The organism is Gordonia araii NBRC 100433 (assembly GCF_000241265.1).
In the GTDB taxonomy this organism is placed as follows: Bacteria; Actinomycetota; Actinomycetes; order Mycobacteriales; family Mycobacteriaceae; genus Gordonia; species Gordonia araii.
This window is the reverse complement of the sequence record NZ_BAEE01000062.1, coordinates 22,913-40,578: the sequence shown is the minus strand read 5'-3', so window position 1 is coordinate 40,578 and position 17,666 is coordinate 22,913. Positions and strand designations below refer to the sequence as shown.

General features: G+C 68.3%; 16 protein-coding genes. 7 read left to right on the top strand and 9 right to left on the bottom strand.

Translation table 11 applies throughout. The annotated features are described in order from the left end of the window. Window positions 1-112 precede the first annotated feature (112 nt). The 5 genes from GOARA_RS12955 to GOARA_RS12935 are packed head-to-tail and all read left to right on the top strand — an operon-like array spanning window position 113 to window position 5,652. Entirely contained in the window at window positions 113-1,894 is a 1,782-nt protein-coding gene (locus GOARA_RS12955) for a nitrite/sulfite reductase (protein WP_007322846.1), read from the top strand. After that, window positions 1,891-2,622, top strand: a complete 732-nt coding sequence (locus GOARA_RS12950; protein ID WP_007322845.1) for a phosphoadenylyl-sulfate reductase — start codon at window positions 1,891-1,893, stop codon at window positions 2,620-2,622. The genes GOARA_RS12955 and GOARA_RS12950 overlap by 4 nt, the downstream gene beginning before the upstream one ends. Next, on the top strand, window positions 2,619-3,560 hold the full coding sequence (gene cysD / locus GOARA_RS12945; RefSeq protein WP_040523182.1) for a sulfate adenylyltransferase subunit CysD: 942 nt from the start codon (window positions 2,619-2,621) through the stop codon (window positions 3,558-3,560). The genes GOARA_RS12950 and cysD overlap by 4 nt, the downstream gene beginning before the upstream one ends. After that, window positions 3,560-4,861: a sulfate adenylyltransferase subunit 1 gene (locus GOARA_RS12940; RefSeq protein WP_007322843.1), complete on the top strand. Its 1,302-nt coding sequence runs from the start codon at window positions 3,560-3,562 to the stop codon at window positions 4,859-4,861. Before cysD ends, GOARA_RS12940 begins: the two co-directional genes overlap by 1 nt. Continuing rightward, complete coding sequence (locus GOARA_RS12935) at window positions 4,858-5,652, top strand: sirohydrochlorin chelatase (RefSeq protein WP_007322842.1); 795 nt, start codon at window positions 4,858-4,860, stop codon at window positions 5,650-5,652. The genes GOARA_RS12940 and GOARA_RS12935 overlap by 4 nt, the downstream gene beginning before the upstream one ends. Here the strand turns inward: GOARA_RS12935 and GOARA_RS12930 are convergent. From GOARA_RS12930 to lepA, 9 genes are all read right to left on the bottom strand, one after another. Continuing rightward, complete coding sequence (locus tag GOARA_RS12930) at window positions 5,621-6,544, bottom strand: alpha/beta hydrolase (protein WP_007322841.1); 924 nt, start codon at window positions 6,542-6,544, stop codon at window positions 5,621-5,623. The two genes, GOARA_RS12935 and GOARA_RS12930, sit on opposite strands and share 32 nt — an antisense overlap. Window positions 6,545-6,689: 145 nt before the next feature. Further along, window positions 6,690-7,682 carry a sulfate/molybdate ABC transporter ATP-binding protein gene (locus tag GOARA_RS12925; protein WP_007322840.1) on the bottom strand — a complete coding sequence of 331 codons (993 nt, stop codon included), beginning with the start codon at window positions 7,680-7,682 and terminating at the stop codon, window positions 6,690-6,692. A gap of 1 nt (window position 7,683) precedes the next feature. Next, on the bottom strand, window positions 7,684-8,598 hold the full coding sequence (gene cysW, locus GOARA_RS12920) for a sulfate ABC transporter permease subunit CysW (protein WP_007322839.1): 915 nt from the start codon (window positions 8,596-8,598) through the stop codon (window positions 7,684-7,686). Next, window positions 8,595-9,449 (bottom strand): sulfate ABC transporter permease subunit CysT, encoded by an 855-nt coding sequence (gene cysT / locus GOARA_RS12915; protein WP_007322838.1) that lies wholly within the window; start codon window positions 9,447-9,449, stop codon window positions 8,595-8,597. The genes cysW and cysT overlap by 4 nt, the downstream gene beginning before the upstream one ends. Continuing rightward, entirely contained in the window at window positions 9,446-10,483 is a 1,038-nt protein-coding gene (locus tag GOARA_RS12910; protein ID WP_083834877.1) for a sulfate ABC transporter substrate-binding protein, read from the bottom strand. The genes cysT and GOARA_RS12910 overlap by 4 nt, the downstream gene beginning before the upstream one ends. Window positions 10,484-10,767: 284 nt before the next feature. Further along, window positions 10,768-11,064 carry a hypothetical protein gene (locus GOARA_RS12905; protein WP_138947692.1) on the bottom strand — a complete coding sequence of 99 codons (297 nt, stop codon included), beginning with the start codon at window positions 11,062-11,064 and terminating at the stop codon, window positions 10,768-10,770. Between the two features lie 93 nt (window positions 11,065-11,157). After that, a complete protein-coding gene (locus GOARA_RS12900; RefSeq protein ID WP_007322835.1) occupies window positions 11,158-12,459 on the bottom strand; it encodes an AAA family ATPase in 1,302 nt (433 codons plus the stop codon). A gap of 116 nt (window positions 12,460-12,575) precedes the next feature. Next, window positions 12,576-14,630 (bottom strand): M3 family metallopeptidase, encoded by a 2,055-nt coding sequence (locus tag GOARA_RS12895; protein WP_007322834.1) that lies wholly within the window; start codon window positions 14,628-14,630, stop codon window positions 12,576-12,578. A 4-nt stretch (window positions 14,631-14,634) separates the two neighbouring features. Continuing rightward, window positions 14,635-16,500: a translation elongation factor 4 gene (gene lepA, locus GOARA_RS12890; RefSeq protein WP_040523179.1), complete on the bottom strand. Its 1,866-nt coding sequence runs from the start codon at window positions 16,498-16,500 to the stop codon at window positions 14,635-14,637. Window positions 16,501-16,576: 76 nt separating this feature from the next. On the opposite strand from lepA, the gene GOARA_RS12885 reads away from it, so the two are divergent. Then, the gene (locus GOARA_RS12885; RefSeq protein WP_007322832.1) at window positions 16,577-17,233 is read left to right on the top strand and encodes an alpha/beta hydrolase family protein; all 657 of its coding nucleotides are present in this window, start codon (window positions 16,577-16,579) and stop codon (window positions 17,231-17,233) included. A 33-nt stretch (window positions 17,234-17,266) separates the two neighbouring features. Next, on the top strand, window positions 17,267-17,656 hold the full coding sequence (locus tag GOARA_RS12880; protein WP_007322831.1) for a DUF4189 domain-containing protein: 390 nt from the start codon (window positions 17,267-17,269) through the stop codon (window positions 17,654-17,656). Window positions 17,657-17,666 lie beyond the last annotated feature (10 nt).

Here is a 17,666-nt window from a genome sequence, read left to right as displayed (position 1 = left end):
GTCCCCTCCGGTCGCGCAGCGCAGCGCACCGATTCCCGGATGCCGAATCCGCGTCACCCCTTCATGACAGCCCCATGAACGCTGCGCACAGTGCGTTGCGCAAGGAGATTCCATGACGCTCACGACCCCGGAGTCGGTCGACGACAACGTCGACGCCAACTCCGCCAAGCGGCCCGCCCGCACCCGTCCGACGGGTGACAAGGCCGCCGGTGAACGGCCTGCCCGCCGGGCACGACCGGCCAAGCGCCGCGCCGAGGGCCAGTGGGCCCTGGGCTACCGGGAACCGCTGAACCCCAACGAACAGTCCAAGAAGGACGACAACCCGCTCAACGTCCGCGCCCGGATCGAGAACATCTACTCGAAGGTCGGGTTCGACGGCATCGACAAAGCCGACCTGCGCGGCCGCTTCCGCTGGTGGGGTCTCTACACCCAGCGCGCCGAGGGCTACGACGGCACCTTCACCGGCGACGAACCCGAAGATCTCGACCTCCTCGAAGCGCCGTACTTCATGATGCGGGTCCGCTGCGACGGGGGCGCCCTCTCGGCCAGGCAACTGCGCACCCTCGGTGAACTCTCCACCGAGTACGCGCGCAACACCGCCGACCTGTCCGACCGCGAAAACGTCCAGTACCACTGGATCCGCGTCGAGGACGTCCCGGCGATCTGGCAGCGCCTCGACGACGTTGGCCTCAAAACCACCGAGGCGTGCGGCGACTGCCCGCGCGTGGTCCTCGGATCCCCGTTGGCCGGCGTCTCGGTCGACGAGGTGCTGGACCCGACACCGGCCATCGACGAGATCGTGCGCCGCTACATCGGCGATCCGAAGTATTCGAACCTGCCGCGCAAGTTCAAGACCGCGATCTCCGGCCTGCAAGACGTGGCGCACGAGATCAACGATGTCGCCTTCATCGGCGTGAATCATCCCGAGCACGGCCCCGGCCTGGATCTCTGGGTCGGCGGAGGGCTCTCGACCAATCCGATGCTCGCGCAGCGCGTGGGCGCCTGGGTGCCCCTCGACGAGGTTCCCGATGTGTGGGAAGCCGTGGTCTCGATCTTCCGCGACTACGGCTATCGCCGACTGCGCAACAAGGCCCGGTTGAAGTTCTTGATCAAGGACTGGGGCATCGAGAAGTTCCGTCAGGTCCTCGAGGACGAGTACCTGGAGCGCAAGCTGATCGACGGTCCGGCACCTGCGCCGCTGGCCCACCCCATCGACCACGTCGGCGTCACCCGCCAGAAGAACGGCCTCAATGCGGTCGGCTTCTCGCCGATTGCCGGTCGCGTGTCCGGCACGATCCTGCAGAAGGTCGCCGACGCCGCCGAACTGGTCGGATCGGATCAGGTTCGGTTCACCCCGTACCAGAAGCTGATCGTCCTGGACGTGCCCGACGACCAGGTCGACGGTTTGATCGCCGAGCTGGCGAAGCTCGGCCTGCAGGGGCGCCCGTCGAACTGGCGCCGCAACCTCATGGCGTGCAGCGGCATCGAGTTCTGCAAGCTGTCGTTCACCGAGACCCGCAAGCGCTCCCAGGACCTCGTCCCCGAGCTGGAAGCGCGACTCGCCGACATCAACGAGCAGCTCGACGTGCCCGTCACCGTCAACATCAACGGCTGCCCCAACTCCTGCGCGCGGTCGCAGATCGCCGATATCGGCTTCAAGGGCCAGCTCATCGAGGGTGAAGACGGCAAGCCCAGCGAGGGCTTCCAGGTTCACCTCGGCGGCAGCCTCGGCCTGGATTCGGGCTTCGGTCGCAAACTGCGCCAGCACAAGGTGGCCACCGCGGAACTGGGCGACTACATCGAGCGCGTTGTCCGCAACTTCATCGAACACCGCGAGGACGGCGAACGATTCGCCCAGTGGGCCGTGCGCGCAGACGAGGAGTGGCTGCGATGACCACCGCTACCTCCGACGTCGACCACTTGCGCGACATCGCCGCGCGCGGTGCGGCCGAACTCGGCCCCGACGCCACCGCGGAGGAACTGCTTCGCTGGACCGCCGAGACCTTCGGCACCGATTTCATCATCGCGGCGAACATGCAGGACGCGGTGCTCATCGATGTCGCCGACAAGGCCATCGATCCGGCGACCATCGACCACCAGAAGCTCAAGGTGCTCTTCCTCGACACCGGGTACCACTTCGCGGAGACCATCGGCACCCGCGACGCGGTGACGCAGGTCTATGACCTCGACTTGGTCAACGTCACCCCCGAGCAGACCGTCGCCCAGCAGGACGCCCTGCTCGGCAAGGACCTGTTCTCCCGCGACCCGGGCGAATGCTGCCGGCTGCGCAAGGTCGTACCGCTGAGCAAGTCGCTGGCCGGATATTCCGCCTGGGTGACCGGCATCCGCCGCGTCGAGGCGCCCACGCGCGCCAACTCGCCGTTGATCTCCTTCGACGAGGGCTTCGGGTTGGTGAAGATCAACCCGTTGGCCGCCTGGTCGGACGAGGAATTCCAGACCTACATCGAGGACCACGGTGTCCTCGTGAATCCGCTGGTGGACGAGGGCTACCCCTCGATCGGGTGCGCGCCGTGCACCGCGAAGCCAGCTATCGGAGCCGATCCGCGCAGCGGCCGTTGGGCCGGGCGCGCCAAGACAGAATGCGGGTTGCACGTCTCATGAGCATCGATACCCAGACCTCCGTCCTCGCCGTCGCCAAGACCGGCGACGAATTCGACACTCTCGATGCACTGGAGTCGGAGTCCATCCATATCTTCCGGGAGGTGGCCGGCGAGTTCGAGCGCCCGGTGATCCTGTTCTCCGGCGGCAAGGATTCGACGCTGCTGCTGCACCTGGCGCTCAAGGCCTTCTGGCCGGCACCGCTGCCGTTCTCGCTGCTGCACGTCGACACCGGCCACAACCTGCCGGAGATCATCCAGTTCCGCGACGAGATCGTCGAGCGCCACAACCTGCGGCTGCACGTCGCCAGCGTCGAGGAGTACCTCGCCGACGGCCGGCTCACCGAGCGTCCCGACGGCATCCGCAACCCGCTGCAGACGATCCCGCTGCTCGACGCGATCACCGAGAACCGCTTCGACGCGGTGTTCGGCGGCGCCCGCCGCGACGAGGAGCGCGCCCGCGCCAAGGAGCGCGTGTTCTCGCTGCGCAACGCCTTCGGCCAGTGGGATCCCAAGCGTCAGCGCCCCGAGCTGTGGAACCTCTACAACGGCCGTCACGCGCCGGGCGAGCATGTCCGCGTGTTCCCGTTGAGCAACTGGACCGAACTCGACGTGTGGCGCTACATCGCTCGCGAACAGGTTCTGCTCGCCCCGCTGTACTACGCGCACGAGCGCGAGGTGTTCTCCCGCGACGGCATGTGGATGACCGCCGGGCCGTGGGGCGGACCGCGCGACGGCGAGACCGTCGAGACCCGCTCGGTGCGCTACCGTACCGTCGGCGACGGCTCGACCACCGGGGCGGTCCTGTCCGATGCCGCCGACAACGAGGCCGTACTGGCCGAGGTGGCCACCTCCCGCCTGACCGAGCGCGGCGCCACGCGCGGTGACGACCGCGTGTCCGAGGCCGCCATGGAAGACCGCAAGCGCGAAGGATATTTCTGATGAAGCACTCCCCCGACCTGCTGCGGATCGCCACGGCGGGCAGCGTCGACGACGGGAAGTCGACGCTCGTCGGCCGCCTGCTCTACGACACGAAGTCGGTGCTCGCCGACCAGATCGAGGCGGTCAACCGAGCGTCGACGGCCCGCGGACTCGACGGCCCCGACTTGTCGCTGCTCGTCGACGGTCTGCGCGCCGAGCGCGAGCAGGGCATCACGATCGACGTGGCCTACCGGTACTTCGCGACCGCCGAGCGCTCCTTCGTACTCGCCGACACCCCGGGCCACGTCCAGTACACCCGCAACACCGTCTCCGGCGCCTCCACCGCCCAGCTGGTGATCCTGCTGGTCGACGCCCGCAACGGCGTCGTCGCCCAGACCCGCCGTCACGCGGCGGTCATGGCGCTGCTCGGCGTGCCCCAGCTGGTCCTCGCGGTCAACAAGGTCGACCTCGTGGCTAACGCGGAGGAAGTCTTCCCGCGGATCACCGCCGACTTCGCGGAGCTGACGCGTTCACTCGGCTGGACCGACGAGCAGGTGCTGGCAATCCCGGTGTCCGCGCTGCACGGCGACAACATCGCGAACCGGTCCGACCGCACGCCCTACTACGACGGCCCGACGCTCATCGAGCACTTGGAGACGGTCCCCAACATCCACGAGCGCGCCGGCGACCCCGTCGGACTGCGCTTCCCGGTGCAGTACGTCATCCGGCCGCGCACCGCGGAGTTCCCGGATTACCGCGGCTACGCGGGCCAGATCGCGGCCGGCACGGTTTCACCCGGCGACGAGGTGGTCATCCTCCCGTCGGGGACCCGCACCACGGTCGAGGCGATCGACACCGCCGACGGCCAGCTCGCCACCGCCGGCGCGGGACACAGCGTGACGCTGCTACTCGCCGATGACGTCGACGTCTCGCGGGGTGACGTCATCGCGGCGGTGGCCGATGCACCCGAACCGATCCAGCAGTTCACCGCGACGGTGTGCTGGCTCGGCGACAAAGCACTGCGGCCGGGCGCGCGCCTGCTTCTCAAGCACGGGACCCGGACCACCCAGGCCATTGTGGGCTCGCTCGACGTGCTCTTCGACGAGCAGGAACTCGCCCTGGTCGACGCGCCAGAATCGCTGGAGCTCAACCAGATCGGGCGGATCTCGGTGCAGACCGCCGATCCCATCGTCGCCGACGACTACAGCCACAGCCGCGAATCGGGCAGCTTCCTGCTCATCGATCCCGCGGGCGGCAACACGCTCGCCGCCGGGCTCGTCGGCGACGCGCTGGAGACGCTTCACCTTTCGGTCCCGGCATGAGCGTCCTCCTCGTCGCGCACGGCAGCCGGGACTCCCGGTTCGCCCTGAGGGTCACGGGCATTCGCGACGCGGTACGCGCCGCGGTGCCGACGACGCGCGTCGAGTTGGCCTACCTCGACCTCAACGAGCCGCTGGTCGGCACCGTGCTCGACGAGCTCGCCCAGACCGGCGAGCCGGTCACCGTCATTCCCCTGCTTCTCGGCGACGGTTACCACAGCCGGTTCGACCTGCCGGTGCTCCTCGACGCCGCCCGGCGGCGGTGGCCTGCGGTAGAGATGACGCAATCACCGGTACTCGGATCCGCCGACCTCACCGGCTCTCTCGCCGACCGAGTGCGCGCCGCGGGCCTGCGCACCGGCGACGGCATCGTGATGTACGCGGTCGGTTCCTCCGACGAGCGCTCCGACGATGCCGCCCGGCGGCGCGGCGCCGAACTGGGCCGCCACCTCGGTCATCCGGTCGAGGTCGTGTTCGCGACGAAACTCGGCCCGGACGGGTTCGCGCTGCGCGACGCCATCGACCGGCTGCGCACGACAGGCGCGGGCCGCGTCGTCGGCCTCCCGTACTTCCTCTCCCCCGGGCTCTTGACCGAGCGCGTCGAGGCGCTCATCGACGAACACGCCCCCGGCAGCCCGATCGCCGGGGCCCTCGGCTCGCACGAACTCGTCGTCGGGGCGATCGTCGCGCTCATTCCTCCCGCACCGATCCGCACATCCCGACGCAATCCCGTCGGGAAACGCGGACCCGATCGGGAGGAAGCTACCGAAAGCGCGCCCGCAAGAACTCGCTGACGTCATCCATGGCCTCGCGTCCCCTGGGTAGCGCACCGGCGAGGTTGGCGACGAAGCCGTGAATCTGCCCGTCGTAGCGACGCGCCCGCACCTCGACACCCGCCTCGGCCAGGCGCTCGGCGTAGGCCTCGCCCTGATCGCGCATCGGATCGCACTCGGCGGTGATCACCAACGCCGGTGCCGCGCCGCTTAGGTCGTCGACGAGGATCGGCGACGCCCGCCAATCCGACGGGTCGGCGGCGAAGTTTTCCCCGAACCATCGCAGCAGGGCCTTGGTGAGGAACTTGCCCTCGCCGTTCTCGTCGACCGACGGGTACTTCTTGGTGATGTCGGTCGCCGGGTAGATCAGCACCTGCCCGACCAGCCCGGATGCGCCCCGATTGCGGGCATCGAGAGCGACGACGGCCGACAGGTTCCCTCCCGCGCTGTCCCCGGCGACCGCGATCCGCGACGGATCGCCGTTCAATCCGGCGGCGTGTTCGCCGATCCAGGTCGTAACGGCGACGGCGTCGTCGAAGGCGGCCGGAAACGGCGCCTCCGGACCCTTTCGGTAGTCGACGGACACGACGACCGCGCCCACGTCGCGCGCCCACACGGTGCACGGTCCGTGCACCGAGTAGGGCGAGCCGACCACGAAGCCGCCTCCCGGGAAGTAGACGAGGACGGGAAACGGACCCTCGCCGTCCGGCGTGTAGACCCGCACCGGGATGTCGCCGGCAGGACCGGGCACGACGCGGTCGTCGATCGCCGCGACGCCGACCGGCTGCACTCCGAACCGCTTGCAGATGACGTCGAACGCGGCACGGGCCTGCGTCGGCGTCATCTCGTGGAGTCGCGGGAGCAGATCGATCTCTGCGAGTACGGCTGCGGTCTCGTCGTCGGGCTCGGCCATACTCCAAACCTACGCACTGGGCACGCTCGGCGAGAATCCGGGCACGCTCGGCGAGAATCCGGGCACGCTCGGCGAGAATCCGGGCACGCTCGGCGAGAATCCGGGCACGCTCGGCGAGAATCCGGGCACGCTCGACGGGACGTGGCTAGCCGTCGAAGGCGGCCACCTTCGTCGCGCGCGCGTACACGGTCTCACCGGGCTGGAGGTGCAACGCGTTCTGGTCGCCCCGGGTGATCTGCGCCGCGAACTCGTCGCCGGTGGCGGAGGCGAGCAACTCGACGCGCGTCTCGAAGCCCAGGTTCACGACGCGCTGGACGGTCGCCTTCACCACTCCGGTGTCGAGGTCGGCATCGCCACCGGGCAAGGCGATCTCCGGATTGCGGCCGATGCGGATGTCGTGCGGACGGACCAGCTCGCCGTTGACCCGCACCGTCGACCCGAGGAACGACGCGACGAACGGGTTCACCGGACGGTCGTACAGGTCATCGGGCGAGCCGACCTGTTCGACCCTGCCCTGGTTGAGCACGGCGATGCGGTCGGAGACGTCGAGCGCCTCGGCCTGGTCGTGGGTGACCAGCACCGTCGTCACATGCACCTCGTCGTGCAGGCGGCGCAGCCACTTGCGCAGGTCTTCGCGGACCTTCGCGTCGAGCGCGCCGAACGGCTCGTCGAGCAGCAGCACCTGCGGGTCGACGGCCAGCGCGCGGGCCAGGGCCATGCGCTGACGCTGACCGCCCGACAGTTGCGCCGGGAACCGCTTCTGGAAGACCGTCAGACCGACGATGTCGAGCAATTCGTCGACCTTCTTGTCGATCTCCTCCTTCGGGCGCTTGCGGATCTTCAGGCCGAAGGCGATGTTGTCGCGCACGTTGAGATGCTTGAACGCGGCGTAGTGCTGGAAGACGAACCCGATGTCCCGCTTCTGCGGGGAGGCCGACGACACGTCGGTGCCGTTGATGATCACCGTTCCGGAGTCGAGGCTGTCGAGCCCGGCGATGGCGCGCAGCAATGTCGACTTGCCGGAGCCGGACGGGCCGAGCAGGGATGTCAGCGAGCCTTCCGGAATGTCGAGCGAGACGTCGTCGAGGGCAGCGAAGTCGCCGTAGCGCTTATTGGCCCCGATTACCGAAATGGACATGTCACACGCCTTCCTTGTGATGCGCGGGTAGTTGTGGGGCAAGTGCCGCGGGCCCGTCGGGGACCTCGGCGACGATCTCCGACGATGACGTCGATTCGCTGGCCTCCGCGTAGCGGTTGCGGACACGGCGCTCGATGAGCGTCATGGCCACCAGCACCAGGATCGCGACCAGCATGAGCAGCGTCGCCGCGGTATAGGCGCCGAACTCGTTGTAGTCGTCGGTGTAGCGCGAGTGGACCAGCAGGGTCAACGTCTGCGAGACACCCGGGAAGTTGGAGGAAACCATGGTCACCGCACCGTACTCACCCAGCGAGCGGGCGATGGTCAATACGACACCGTAGGTCAGACCCCAGCGGATGGCGGGCAGCGTGACCCGGCTGAACGTCTGCCACCCGCTCGCGCCGAGGGTCGCGGCGGCCTGCTCTTGCTCGGTGCCGATCTCGCGGAGCACCGGCTCGACCTCGCGGACGACGAACGGGAGCGTCACGAACAGCGTCGCGAGTACCAGTCCGGGGAAGCCGAAGATCACTTTGAATCCGAGGCTTTCGACGCCGCCGAACCAACCGCCGTGACCCCACAGCAGGATGAGCGCGACACCGGCGACCACCGGCGACACCGCGAACGGCAGGTCGACCACCGACTGCAGCAGCCCCTTGCCGGGGAAGTTGCCCCGGGCCAGCGCCAGCGCGGTCGCGACGCCGAAGATGACGTTCAGCGGCACGACGATCACCACGATCAACAGGCTGAGCTGCAGCGCGGCGATCGCGGCCGGGGTGGTGATCCACTCCCAGAACTGCCCGAAGCCGTGCTCGAACGACCGCCAGAAGATCAATCCGACGGGCACGACGAGCAACACGAACAGGTACACCAGCGCGATCGTGCGCAGCGTGTAGCGCGTGAGCGGGGAAACCTTCATCGGTCTTCTTCCTCTCGCACGGACTGCCGACGCCCGACGACTCGCAGCACGAAGAGCGCCACGAACGCGATGAACAGCAGCGCCACCGAGACGGCGGCCGCGTTGATCGGCTCGTCGATCTCGATCTGTTGCTGGATGTACTGCGACGCGACCTGCGTGTCGCCCGGGACGTTGCCGCCGATCAGCACGACCGAACCGAATTCGCCGATCGCACGGGTGAAGGCGAGTCCGGCACCGGTCAGGATCGCCGGCAGCAAGGCCGGCAAGACCACCTTCGTGAAGGTCACCCGGTTGCTCGCACCGAGGACGGCAGCGGCCTCCTCGACGTCTTTGTCGAGTTCCAAGAGCACCGGTTGCACCTGACGTACGACGAACGGGAGGGTGACGAAGGTCAGCGCGATCACCAGCGCGGGCTTCGTCGCGTTCAGCTGGATGTTGATCGGCGAGTTCGGCCCGTACAGCGACAGCAGCACGAGGCTGGCGACAATCGTCGGCAGGGCGAACGGCAGGTCGATGATCGCGTTGACGAATCCCTTGCCCGGGAAGTCGTCCCGCACCAGGACCCACGCGATCAGCGTGCCGAACACCACGTTGATGACGGCGACGACCAGCGAGACGCCGACCGTGATCAGCAGCGCGTCGATCGCGTTGCGTTCGGTGATCGCACCCCAGAGTCCGCTCCAGCCTCCGCCGAAGGACTGCACCGCGATCGCGGCGAGCGGCAGCAGCACGATGACGCTCAACCACAGCCAGGCGGTACCGACGCCCAGCGGCGACACACCGGTGAACGTCCGCGACCGGCCGAGGAAACCCCGCGGCGGCGCGGCGTCCGGGACGACACCCGTGCTCATTTGCGGCCTCCTGTGTTGTAGATCTGGGTGATCGCGCCCTTCGAGCCGAACAGTGCGGTGTCGACCGCCTTCCAGCCGGTCAGGTCTTTGCCGTCGTTCTCGTTCGCGGTGCCTTGACCGAGGACTTTGCCGAGTTCGGCAATGGTCCACAGGCGTTCGATCCGTCCGGGGAACAACGACGCGGTCTCCTCGATCACCTCGGGGATCACCGGGCGGAAACCGGTCTGAGCCCACAACCGCTGCCCCTCCGGGGTGAACAGGAAGCTCACGAAGGACTTCGCCGCCGGCTTGTCGGTGCTGGTGTTGACAACCGCGACCGGGTTTTCGATCTTGAAGGTCTGCGGCGGAATCACATACTCGACCTGCTGCCGCTGCTCCGTGCTCTCCCGGGTGAGCATGATCGCCTCGTTCTCGTAGCTGATCAGCACGTCGCCCTGCCCCTGCTCGAAAGCGGTGGTCGCTTCGCGACCGGACTTGGGCTGCACGGTGATGTGGTCGCGCACGAGCTTGGATACATAGTCCAACCCGGCCTGCGGGTTGCGACCGCCGTCGCTCTTGGCCGAGTACGGCGCCAGCAGGTTCCACTTCGCCGAACCGGAGCTGCCCGGATTCGGGGTGATCACCTGGACGCCCGGCTTCAGCAGGTCGTCCCAGTCGCGGATGTTCTTCGGGTTCCCCTTGCGCACCACGAGGGCGACGACCGAACCGAACGGCGTGCTGTTGTTGGGCGCCTGCGTCTTCCAGTCCTCGTCGACGACGCCCTCCTTCACCAGCCTGCTGATGTCGGGCTCCACCGAGAAGTTCACGACGTCGGCCGGAACGCGCCGGGCGACTTTGCGGGACTGATCGCCGGAGGCGCCGTAGCTCTGGGAGAACCCGATGTGGCGACCCTCGGGCGTCGCCCGGAAGGCGGGAATGATCTTGTCGAAGCCCGGCTTGGGCACCGCGTAGGCCACCAGCTTCAGCTGCCGGCTGCCCGAGGAGATGTCCTCGCCGCCCGGCTCGTCGGTCGAGCCGCCGCCGCATGCGGTCATCCCCAGCACGGTGGTCACGGCGACAGCACCCGCAACCAGCGCGCGCACCGTGCGCGGCACCCATGGGCGCCGCTGGGTTGTCGTTCTCACCGGGCCTCCTCCACCTGTCGTCGCTTGTCGGACCGGCAACAACCTAACAAGGCTGGAGGCCCGTTCCGCACCTGCGCGCGGACGGGTTTCCGGCCGAGGTGCACGGCACCCCGGCCTGTGCTAGCCGATGACGAACCAGGCGATGACGACGAGGGCCATCAGGCCAACCAGGGCCCAGGTCACGGGCGAACGCTTCACGACGACGACTCAACCTTCCCGTCGGCAGTATCCGACGACGACTCAGTTTCTGCGGTGCGCACCGGGGCCGCGCCACCTCCACGTGTCCTGACCTGCGAATTCCATGCGGTCGACACGGCACTGCCGAGACGCGCGGCGACGTCGGTGACGGCGTCGACGACGACCGAGAGCACCATCGCGGCGACGATCGCCACCGGCACGACGACGACGAGGGTCACGAGCAGTTGCGGCACGAACGGCAGTCTGATCAGCCATTCCTCCACGCCGTCCCACCAGGCGATAAACCCCGACACCGCGTCCCTCTCGTTACGAATCAGCGTGATCGAAAAGCGGCTCCGCGCCGCCACCCGAGCATAGTCCTCGCAGCCGTCGATCGAACCGGGCGACTACAGGTAAGTGCCCACCGGAACCGAAGCGGCGTACTCCCTGGCTCCGATCACCTCGAGCATCGTCGACGTCGTCACTTCCGCACCGTCGATGAGGACGGCTCGGCGCACCGCCTCGACGACGTCCGCGCCGCTGCGACCGACGGGGAACGACGCCGCCACCCGCAGCGTATCGACGTCGGCGCGCGGCAAGGCGCCGAGCAGCTCGCGCAGGATCGCCGCCACCGCAGCGTCGCTCGGGGGCTCGATCTCGACGATCGAATCGAAGCGTGCGGCGCGCGTGGCCGCGTGATCGATCGCCTTGGGGTCGTTCGTCGTCGCGATCGTCAGCACCCGGTCGAGCTTGTCGGCGCCGTCGAGCGCGGCGAGGAGCGCACCGAGGGCGCCGTCGTTGCCGTCGCCTCGTCGGCCGACGTGCAGGTCGACATCGTCGAGCAGTACCACCATCGGACCGAATTCGTCGGCGGCACGGTAGATCTCGGCGATGCCGTACGCCATCGCCGAAGCGCCGGCGATCACGATGGTGAACTGCCCGGCGAGCTCGCTCATCACCGTGCGGGCGACCGCGGTCTTGCCGACACCGGGCAGTCCGGCAAGCATCAGCCCGCGACTGGTCGACAACCCGGCCGTGCGCAGTGCCTCGTAACGGGTGGTGACCGCGGACACCGCGAGATCGACTTCTCGCCAAACGGCGTCGGGCACCTGGACGCGGCCGCGCGAAGCCGTGAATCCGTCGACGACCGAGAACTCGATTCCGCCGTCGTATTCCGCGCGGATCACCCGCCCCCGCAACGGGTTCCGCTCTCGAATGCGATGCGTGAGGTCGCTCACCACCGCACCCGGGAAAGCGTCACCGGCGCTGTGGGGTGCCATGACCGTGATCCGGCTCCGCGCATACCCGGGATGCGCCGTGATCTGGATCGCGAGCGGTCCCGCCCCGAACGGGTTGCCCGGCGCGAACGCGAAGGTGGCATCGCTGGGGATGGAGTACTCGTCCTCGCCGACCGTGTGCTGCACCCACTGCGGCGGATCGTCGTCCTCGTCGGGACCGATGATCGCGCCGTGCTCGTCGGCCAGCTCGGCGACGACCAGACCGGCCGCCACCATCGTCGACGGCGAGAGACGTACGTAGTGCGACGCGAGGTCCCGACGAGGCGCGCCCAGGTGTTCGGTGAGAAACGCGTCGACGGTGGGCTTGGCCTTGTCGACCGCACCGCTCAAGACCGCGGCGAGCACCTCAATGGTACGGCGCACCGCGACGCTCTCACCGGCGACGATGTCGTCGAGAGTCGTTGCGTCCATGGCGAATTCAGTCCTCGCTATGTCTGGTTGGCCCGTGTCGGATGCCCGGTCGTGGGCAGTGGACCAGACTCGCATGACGCGAGGACCGACACAATCGGTTTTACGAAGAGCCTGGATTAGGCCAGGCCACGACGCCGCAGCAGCGGCGCCACGTCGGCTGTCCCGCCGATCAACTCCCGGTGCGCCGCCAGCGGATCGACGCTGTCCCCTTTGGACAGGACGAGTTCGGCGAACCGACCGCCCAGCTCGGCGCTGAGACCGCCGTTGGCGTCGAACCATTCGCGGGTCGCGGCGTCGAGTACTTCGGACCAGATGTAGGCGTAGTACGCCGACGAGTAGCCACCGGCGAAGATGTGGTTGAAGTAGGGACTGAGGTAGCGCGGCGGAATATGGGGGTTGCCGGCTCCGAGAGCGTTCAGTGCCCGACTCTCCACCGACGACCACGCGTCCGGCGACCGCGGCAGGTCGAGCGCGTCGATCTGCGCGGTGCTCAGCCGGTGCCACCCGAGGTCGATGATGGCCGCGCCGAGGTATTCGACCGTCGCGTGGGCCGGCTCGGTTCCCGAAGTCGCCCGGACCTGCTCGACCAGATCCGCCGGCGCCTGCTCGCCGGTTTCGACATGGCGCGCATAGTTGGCCACCACATCGGGGTGGAGCGCCCAGTGCTCGTTGACCTGCGACGGGAACTCCACGAAGTCGCGCGGCACCGATGTGCCCGATTGCGACGCGAACCGGACGTCGGACAGCAATCCGTGCAGCGCGTGACCGAACTCGTGGAACAGCGTCATCAGCTGGTCGATGCTCAGCAGGGTCGGCTGTCCGTCGTCGGGTTTGGGGATGTTGAGGACGTTGACCACGACCGGGCGTTCACCGAGTTCGCGGGACTGGTCGACGAAGGAGGTCATCCAGGCGCCGCCGCGCTTGGTGGGGCGGGCGTACAGGTCGGCCAGGTAGAGGCCGATCCCGCGCCCGCCGGCGTCGAAGACCTCGAAGACACGGACCTCGGGGTGGTAACCCGCCAGGTCGTCCCGCTCGGTGAACGTCAGACCGTACAGTCGCCGCGCGGCGAAGAACACCCCGTCCCGCAGCACTCGGTCAAGCCCGCAGTACTGGGCAAAGGCATCGATATCGGCTGCGGCCTGTGATCGCTGGTGCCTAGCGAGCCAGTACGTGTATCCCGCTGCGTCGAACTCGTCGCCGGCGAGTTCGCGCAGGGCTTCCTCCTCGGCCGCGGCCGCCGGGGCCACAGCGCCGGCGAACCGGCGCAGCAGGTCCTCGACGGCGTCGACATCCGGTGCGGTCTCCTCGGCGATCACATACGCCGCGTGATCGGCATAGCCGAGCAGTTCGGCGCGACGGGCGCGCAAGGCGACGATCTCGGCGATGAGCCCGGTCGTGTCGAACTCGTTGCCGCGCGAACCGCGCCCCAGCGACGCGTCGAACACGCGCCGGCGGGCGGCGGGATCGGCGAGTTCGGCGACGCTGGCCTGGCTCGTCGGCAGTTCGAGTGCGACGAGGTACCCGTCGCGGCCGGCATCGCGGGCCTTGGTGCGTGCGGCGGCCAGCGCCCCGGGCGAGAGTCCGTCCAGTTCGGATTCGTCGTCGAATGCCACGGCCGACGCGTTCGCCTCGTCGAGGACCAGGCGGCCGAACTCGGTGGTGAGGTCGGCCAGCCGCGCGATGATCCGGCGCATCTCGTCCCGGCCGGCGTCGTCGAGGGCCGCTCCGGACCGGACGGCGTCGCGGTAGCGCTTGTCCAGCAGCCGGTACTCGTCGACCTCGAGAGCCAGGTCGTCGCGGCGCTCCCACACGGCCGACACCCGCTCGAACAGCCGCGCATCGGTCGCGATCGCGCTGTAGTGCTCGGCGAGCTTGGGCGCCAGCTCGGCGGCGATGTCGTTGCGCGACGGTGTCGCGTCGGGCCCGAGCACACCGTAGAAGACGCGCTGCGCGCGGGCCAAGGCCTGCCCTGACTTCTCCAGGGCGAGAACGGTATTGGTGAAGCTCGGCTCGTCGGGATCGGCGATGATCGCCTCGACCTCGGCGCGGTGGGCCGCCATCGCCTCGATGAAGGCCGGAAGGAAATCCGCGTCGGAGATCGAGGAGAAATCGGGCAGCCCGTACGGCAGGTCGCCGGCGTCGAGCACCGGATTGGTCACCGAGTGCGACACCGGTCTACTTTCCCTTCGGTTTGTCCCCGACCGCGTCGGAAGACAGTGCGGCGACGAAGGCCTCCTGCGGAACGTCGACACGACCGATCGTCTTCATCCGCTTCTTGCCCTCCTTCTGCTTCTCCAGCAGTTTGCGTTTACGGCTGATGTCACCGCCGTAGCACTTGGCGAGCACGTCTTTGCGGATCGCCCGGATGTTCTCGCGGGCGATGATCTTGGATCCGATCGCCGCCTGGATCGGCACCTCGAACTGCTGGCGCGGGATGAGTTCCTTGAGTTTGAGAGCCATCTTGTTGCCGTAGGCGTACGCCGCGTCGCGGTGGACGATCGCGCTGAACGCGTCGACCGCCTCGCCCTGCAGCAGGATGTCGACCTTCACCAGATCGGCCTCGGCCTCGCCCGACTCCTCGTAGTCGAGGCTGGCGTAGCCGCGGGTGCGCGACTTCAGCGAGTCGAAGAAGTCGAAGATGATCTCCGCCATCGGCAGGGTGTAGCGGATCTCCACCCGCGTCTCGGACAGGTAGTCCATCCCGCCGAGGTCACCGCGCCGCGACTGGCACAGCTCCATGATCGCCCCGATGTACTCGCTCGGCGCGATGATGGTCGTCTTGGTGATCGGCTCGAAGATCTGCTTGGTCTTGCCCGTCGGCCAATCCGACGGGTTGGTGACGATGTGCTCGGTCCCGTCGTCCATCACGACTCGGTAGACGACGTTCGGCGCGGTCGAAATGAGGTTGAGACCGAACTCGCGCTCCAGGCGTTCGCGGGTGATCTCCATGTGCAGCAGTCCCAGGAACCCGCACCGGAACCCGAACCCCAACGCGACCGACGTCTCCGGCTCGTAGGTGAGCGCCGCGTCGTTGAGCTGCAGCTTCTCCAGCGCCTCGCGCAATACCGGGTAGTCGGATCCGTCCACCGGGTACAGCCCCGAATAGACCATCGGGACCGGCTCGCGATACCCGGTCAGCGCTGTCTCGGCACCGTTGCGGGCCGTCGTCACGGTGTCGCCCACCTTCGACTGACGCACGTCTTTCACACCGGTGATGAGGTATCCGACCTCGCCCACCCCCAGGCCCTTCGTCGGCTTGGGCTCCGGCGAGACGATGCCGACTTCGAGTAGTTCGTGCGTTGCGCCCGTCGACATCATCGCGATCTTCTCGCGCGGCACGATCTTGCCGTCGACGACGCGGACGTAGGTGACGACACCGCGATACGTGTCGTAGACCGAGTCGAAGATCATCGCCCGCGCGGGGGCGTCGGGGTCGCCGACCGGCGCCGGCACCTTCTCGATGACCCGGTCGAGCAACTCGGGAACGCCGACGCCGGTCTTGCCGGAGACGCGCAGCACCTCGTCGGGCTCGCAGCCGACGATGTGTGCGAGTTCGGCTGCGTAACGCTCCGGATCGGCGGCCGGCAGGTCGATCTTGTTGAGGACCGGGATGATCTCCAGGTCGTTCTCCATCGCCAGGTACAGGTTGGCCAGGGTCTGCGCCTCGATTCCCTGCGCGGCGTCGACGAGCAGCACCGCGCCCTCGCAGGCTTCGAGCGCACGGCTGACCTCGTAGGTGAAGTCGACGTGCCCGGGCGTGTCGATGAGGTGGATGACGTAGTCGGTCGGCGTCCCGTCGGCCCCGGTCACCTGCCACGGCAGACGCACGTTCTGCGCCTTGATCGTGATGCCGCGCTCGCGCTCGATGTCCATCCGATCGAGGTACTGGGCACGCATCTGCCGCTCCTCGACCACGCCCGTTAGCTGCAGCATGCGGTCGGCCAGGGTGGACTTGCCGTGGTCGATATGGGCGATGATGCAGAAGTTCCGGATGCGCTCAGGATCGGTGAACGTCGTGTCGGCAAAACTGGAAATGAGAATCGCTCCTCGTAGAAAGGTTCACTCTCCAGTCTGTCATGCCCGCACCGGTCACGGGCGTGCGGCCTACGGTAGAGATGTGCGCACCATCGAGACCGCCGACGTCGTTGCCGACCTGCATGAACCCGTCGATCAGACCCCACGGGCCGCCGTCGTCCTCGCCCACGGCGCGGGCGGCAACCGGGACGCCGTGATTCTGCGCGCCTACGCCGACGAGTTCTGCGATCGCGGTCTGCTCGTCGCCCGGATCGACCTGCCCTACCGGCAGCGGCGGCCCAAAGGCCCTCCCGGCCGGTCCGACGCCCAACGCGACCGAGAAGGAATCGCCGCGGCATGCGCCGAGGTCGGGAAGCTCACCGACGCGCCGCTCGTCGTCGGGGGCCACTCCTACGGGGGACGGCAGGCCTCCATGCTCGTCGCCGAACGGCCCGATCTCGCCGCCGGCCTCTTCCTCAGCTCCTATCCCCTGCATCCGCCCGGCAAGCCGGAAAGGATGCGCACCGAGCACCTGCCCGAGATCAGCGTGCCCACCGTCATCGTCCACGGCAGCAGCGACCCCTTCGCCACGACCGAGGAGCTGGCCGAAGCGGTCGCGCTCATCGGTGCGCCGACGCGGACCGTCACCGTCGCCGCCCCGCACGCGCTGAACCCCGGCCGCACCGACGTCGCTCGACTGGCCGCCGACGCGGTGCTCGAACTGCTGACACAGGTGCGTCGATCGACCGACAACGGATGACAACGACGGCGGACGCCAATAGAGTTTCCCGCCATGATCACTCGCCGCTTCTTCGCCACGTTCGGTATCGCCGCGACCATCGCGACCGCCGGCACCCTGCTCCCGTCGACCACCCCGTCGGCCGAGGCCTACCGGTACAACTGGGGCGCGATCGCCTACGACTACAACGGTCGAGTCGCCGTCACCCGCACCAACTTCCCGACGTCGCGCTCCGCGGTGAACGCCGTCAAGGCGCGTTGCGGCCGCCACTGCGGCCAGTTCAGCTTCTACAACTCGTGCGGCGCGGTGGCCTACCGGTTCGGCTACCGCACCCGGGTCGGCCACGCCCGCGGCTACCCCACTCGCGCCGCCGCCTCGCGTGCCGCCCGCATCCAGGCCGGCCCCGGGTCGCACGTGCGCGGTTGGTCCTGCACGTCGCGCTGACCGACCGCCC

Coding starts and splice junctions, on each gene's coding strand:
- cysT (WP_007322838.1), bottom strand. CDS start 9,449: ATGAGCACGGGTGTCGTCCCGGACGCCGCGCCGCCGCGGGGTTTCCTC.
- GOARA_RS12955 (WP_007322846.1), top strand. CDS start 113: ATGACGCTCACGACCCCGGAGTCGGTCGACGACAACGTCGACGCCAAC.
- GOARA_RS12930 (WP_007322841.1), bottom strand. CDS start 6,544: ATGGCCGAGCCCGACGACGAGACCGCAGCCGTACTCGCAGAGATCGAT.
- GOARA_RS12880 (WP_007322831.1), top strand. CDS start 17,267: ATGATCACTCGCCGCTTCTTCGCCACGTTCGGTATCGCCGCGACCATC.
- cysD (WP_040523182.1), top strand. CDS start 2,619: ATGAGCATCGATACCCAGACCTCCGTCCTCGCCGTCGCCAAGACCGGC.
- GOARA_RS12910 (WP_083834877.1), bottom strand. CDS start 10,483: ATGACCGCATGCGGCGGCGGCTCGACCGACGAGCCGGGCGGCGAGGAC.
- GOARA_RS12940 (WP_007322843.1), top strand. CDS start 3,560: ATGAAGCACTCCCCCGACCTGCTGCGGATCGCCACGGCGGGCAGCGTC.
- GOARA_RS12900 (WP_007322835.1), bottom strand. CDS start 12,459: ATGGACGCAACGACTCTCGACGACATCGTCGCCGGTGAGAGCGTCGCG.
- GOARA_RS12935 (WP_007322842.1), top strand. CDS start 4,858: ATGAGCGTCCTCCTCGTCGCGCACGGCAGCCGGGACTCCCGGTTCGCC.
- GOARA_RS12950 (WP_007322845.1), top strand. CDS start 1,891: ATGACCACCGCTACCTCCGACGTCGACCACTTGCGCGACATCGCCGCG.
- GOARA_RS12925 (WP_007322840.1), bottom strand. CDS start 7,682: ATGTCCATTTCGGTAATCGGGGCCAATAAGCGCTACGGCGACTTCGCT.
- cysW (WP_007322839.1), bottom strand. CDS start 8,598: ATGAAGGTTTCCCCGCTCACGCGCTACACGCTGCGCACGATCGCGCTG.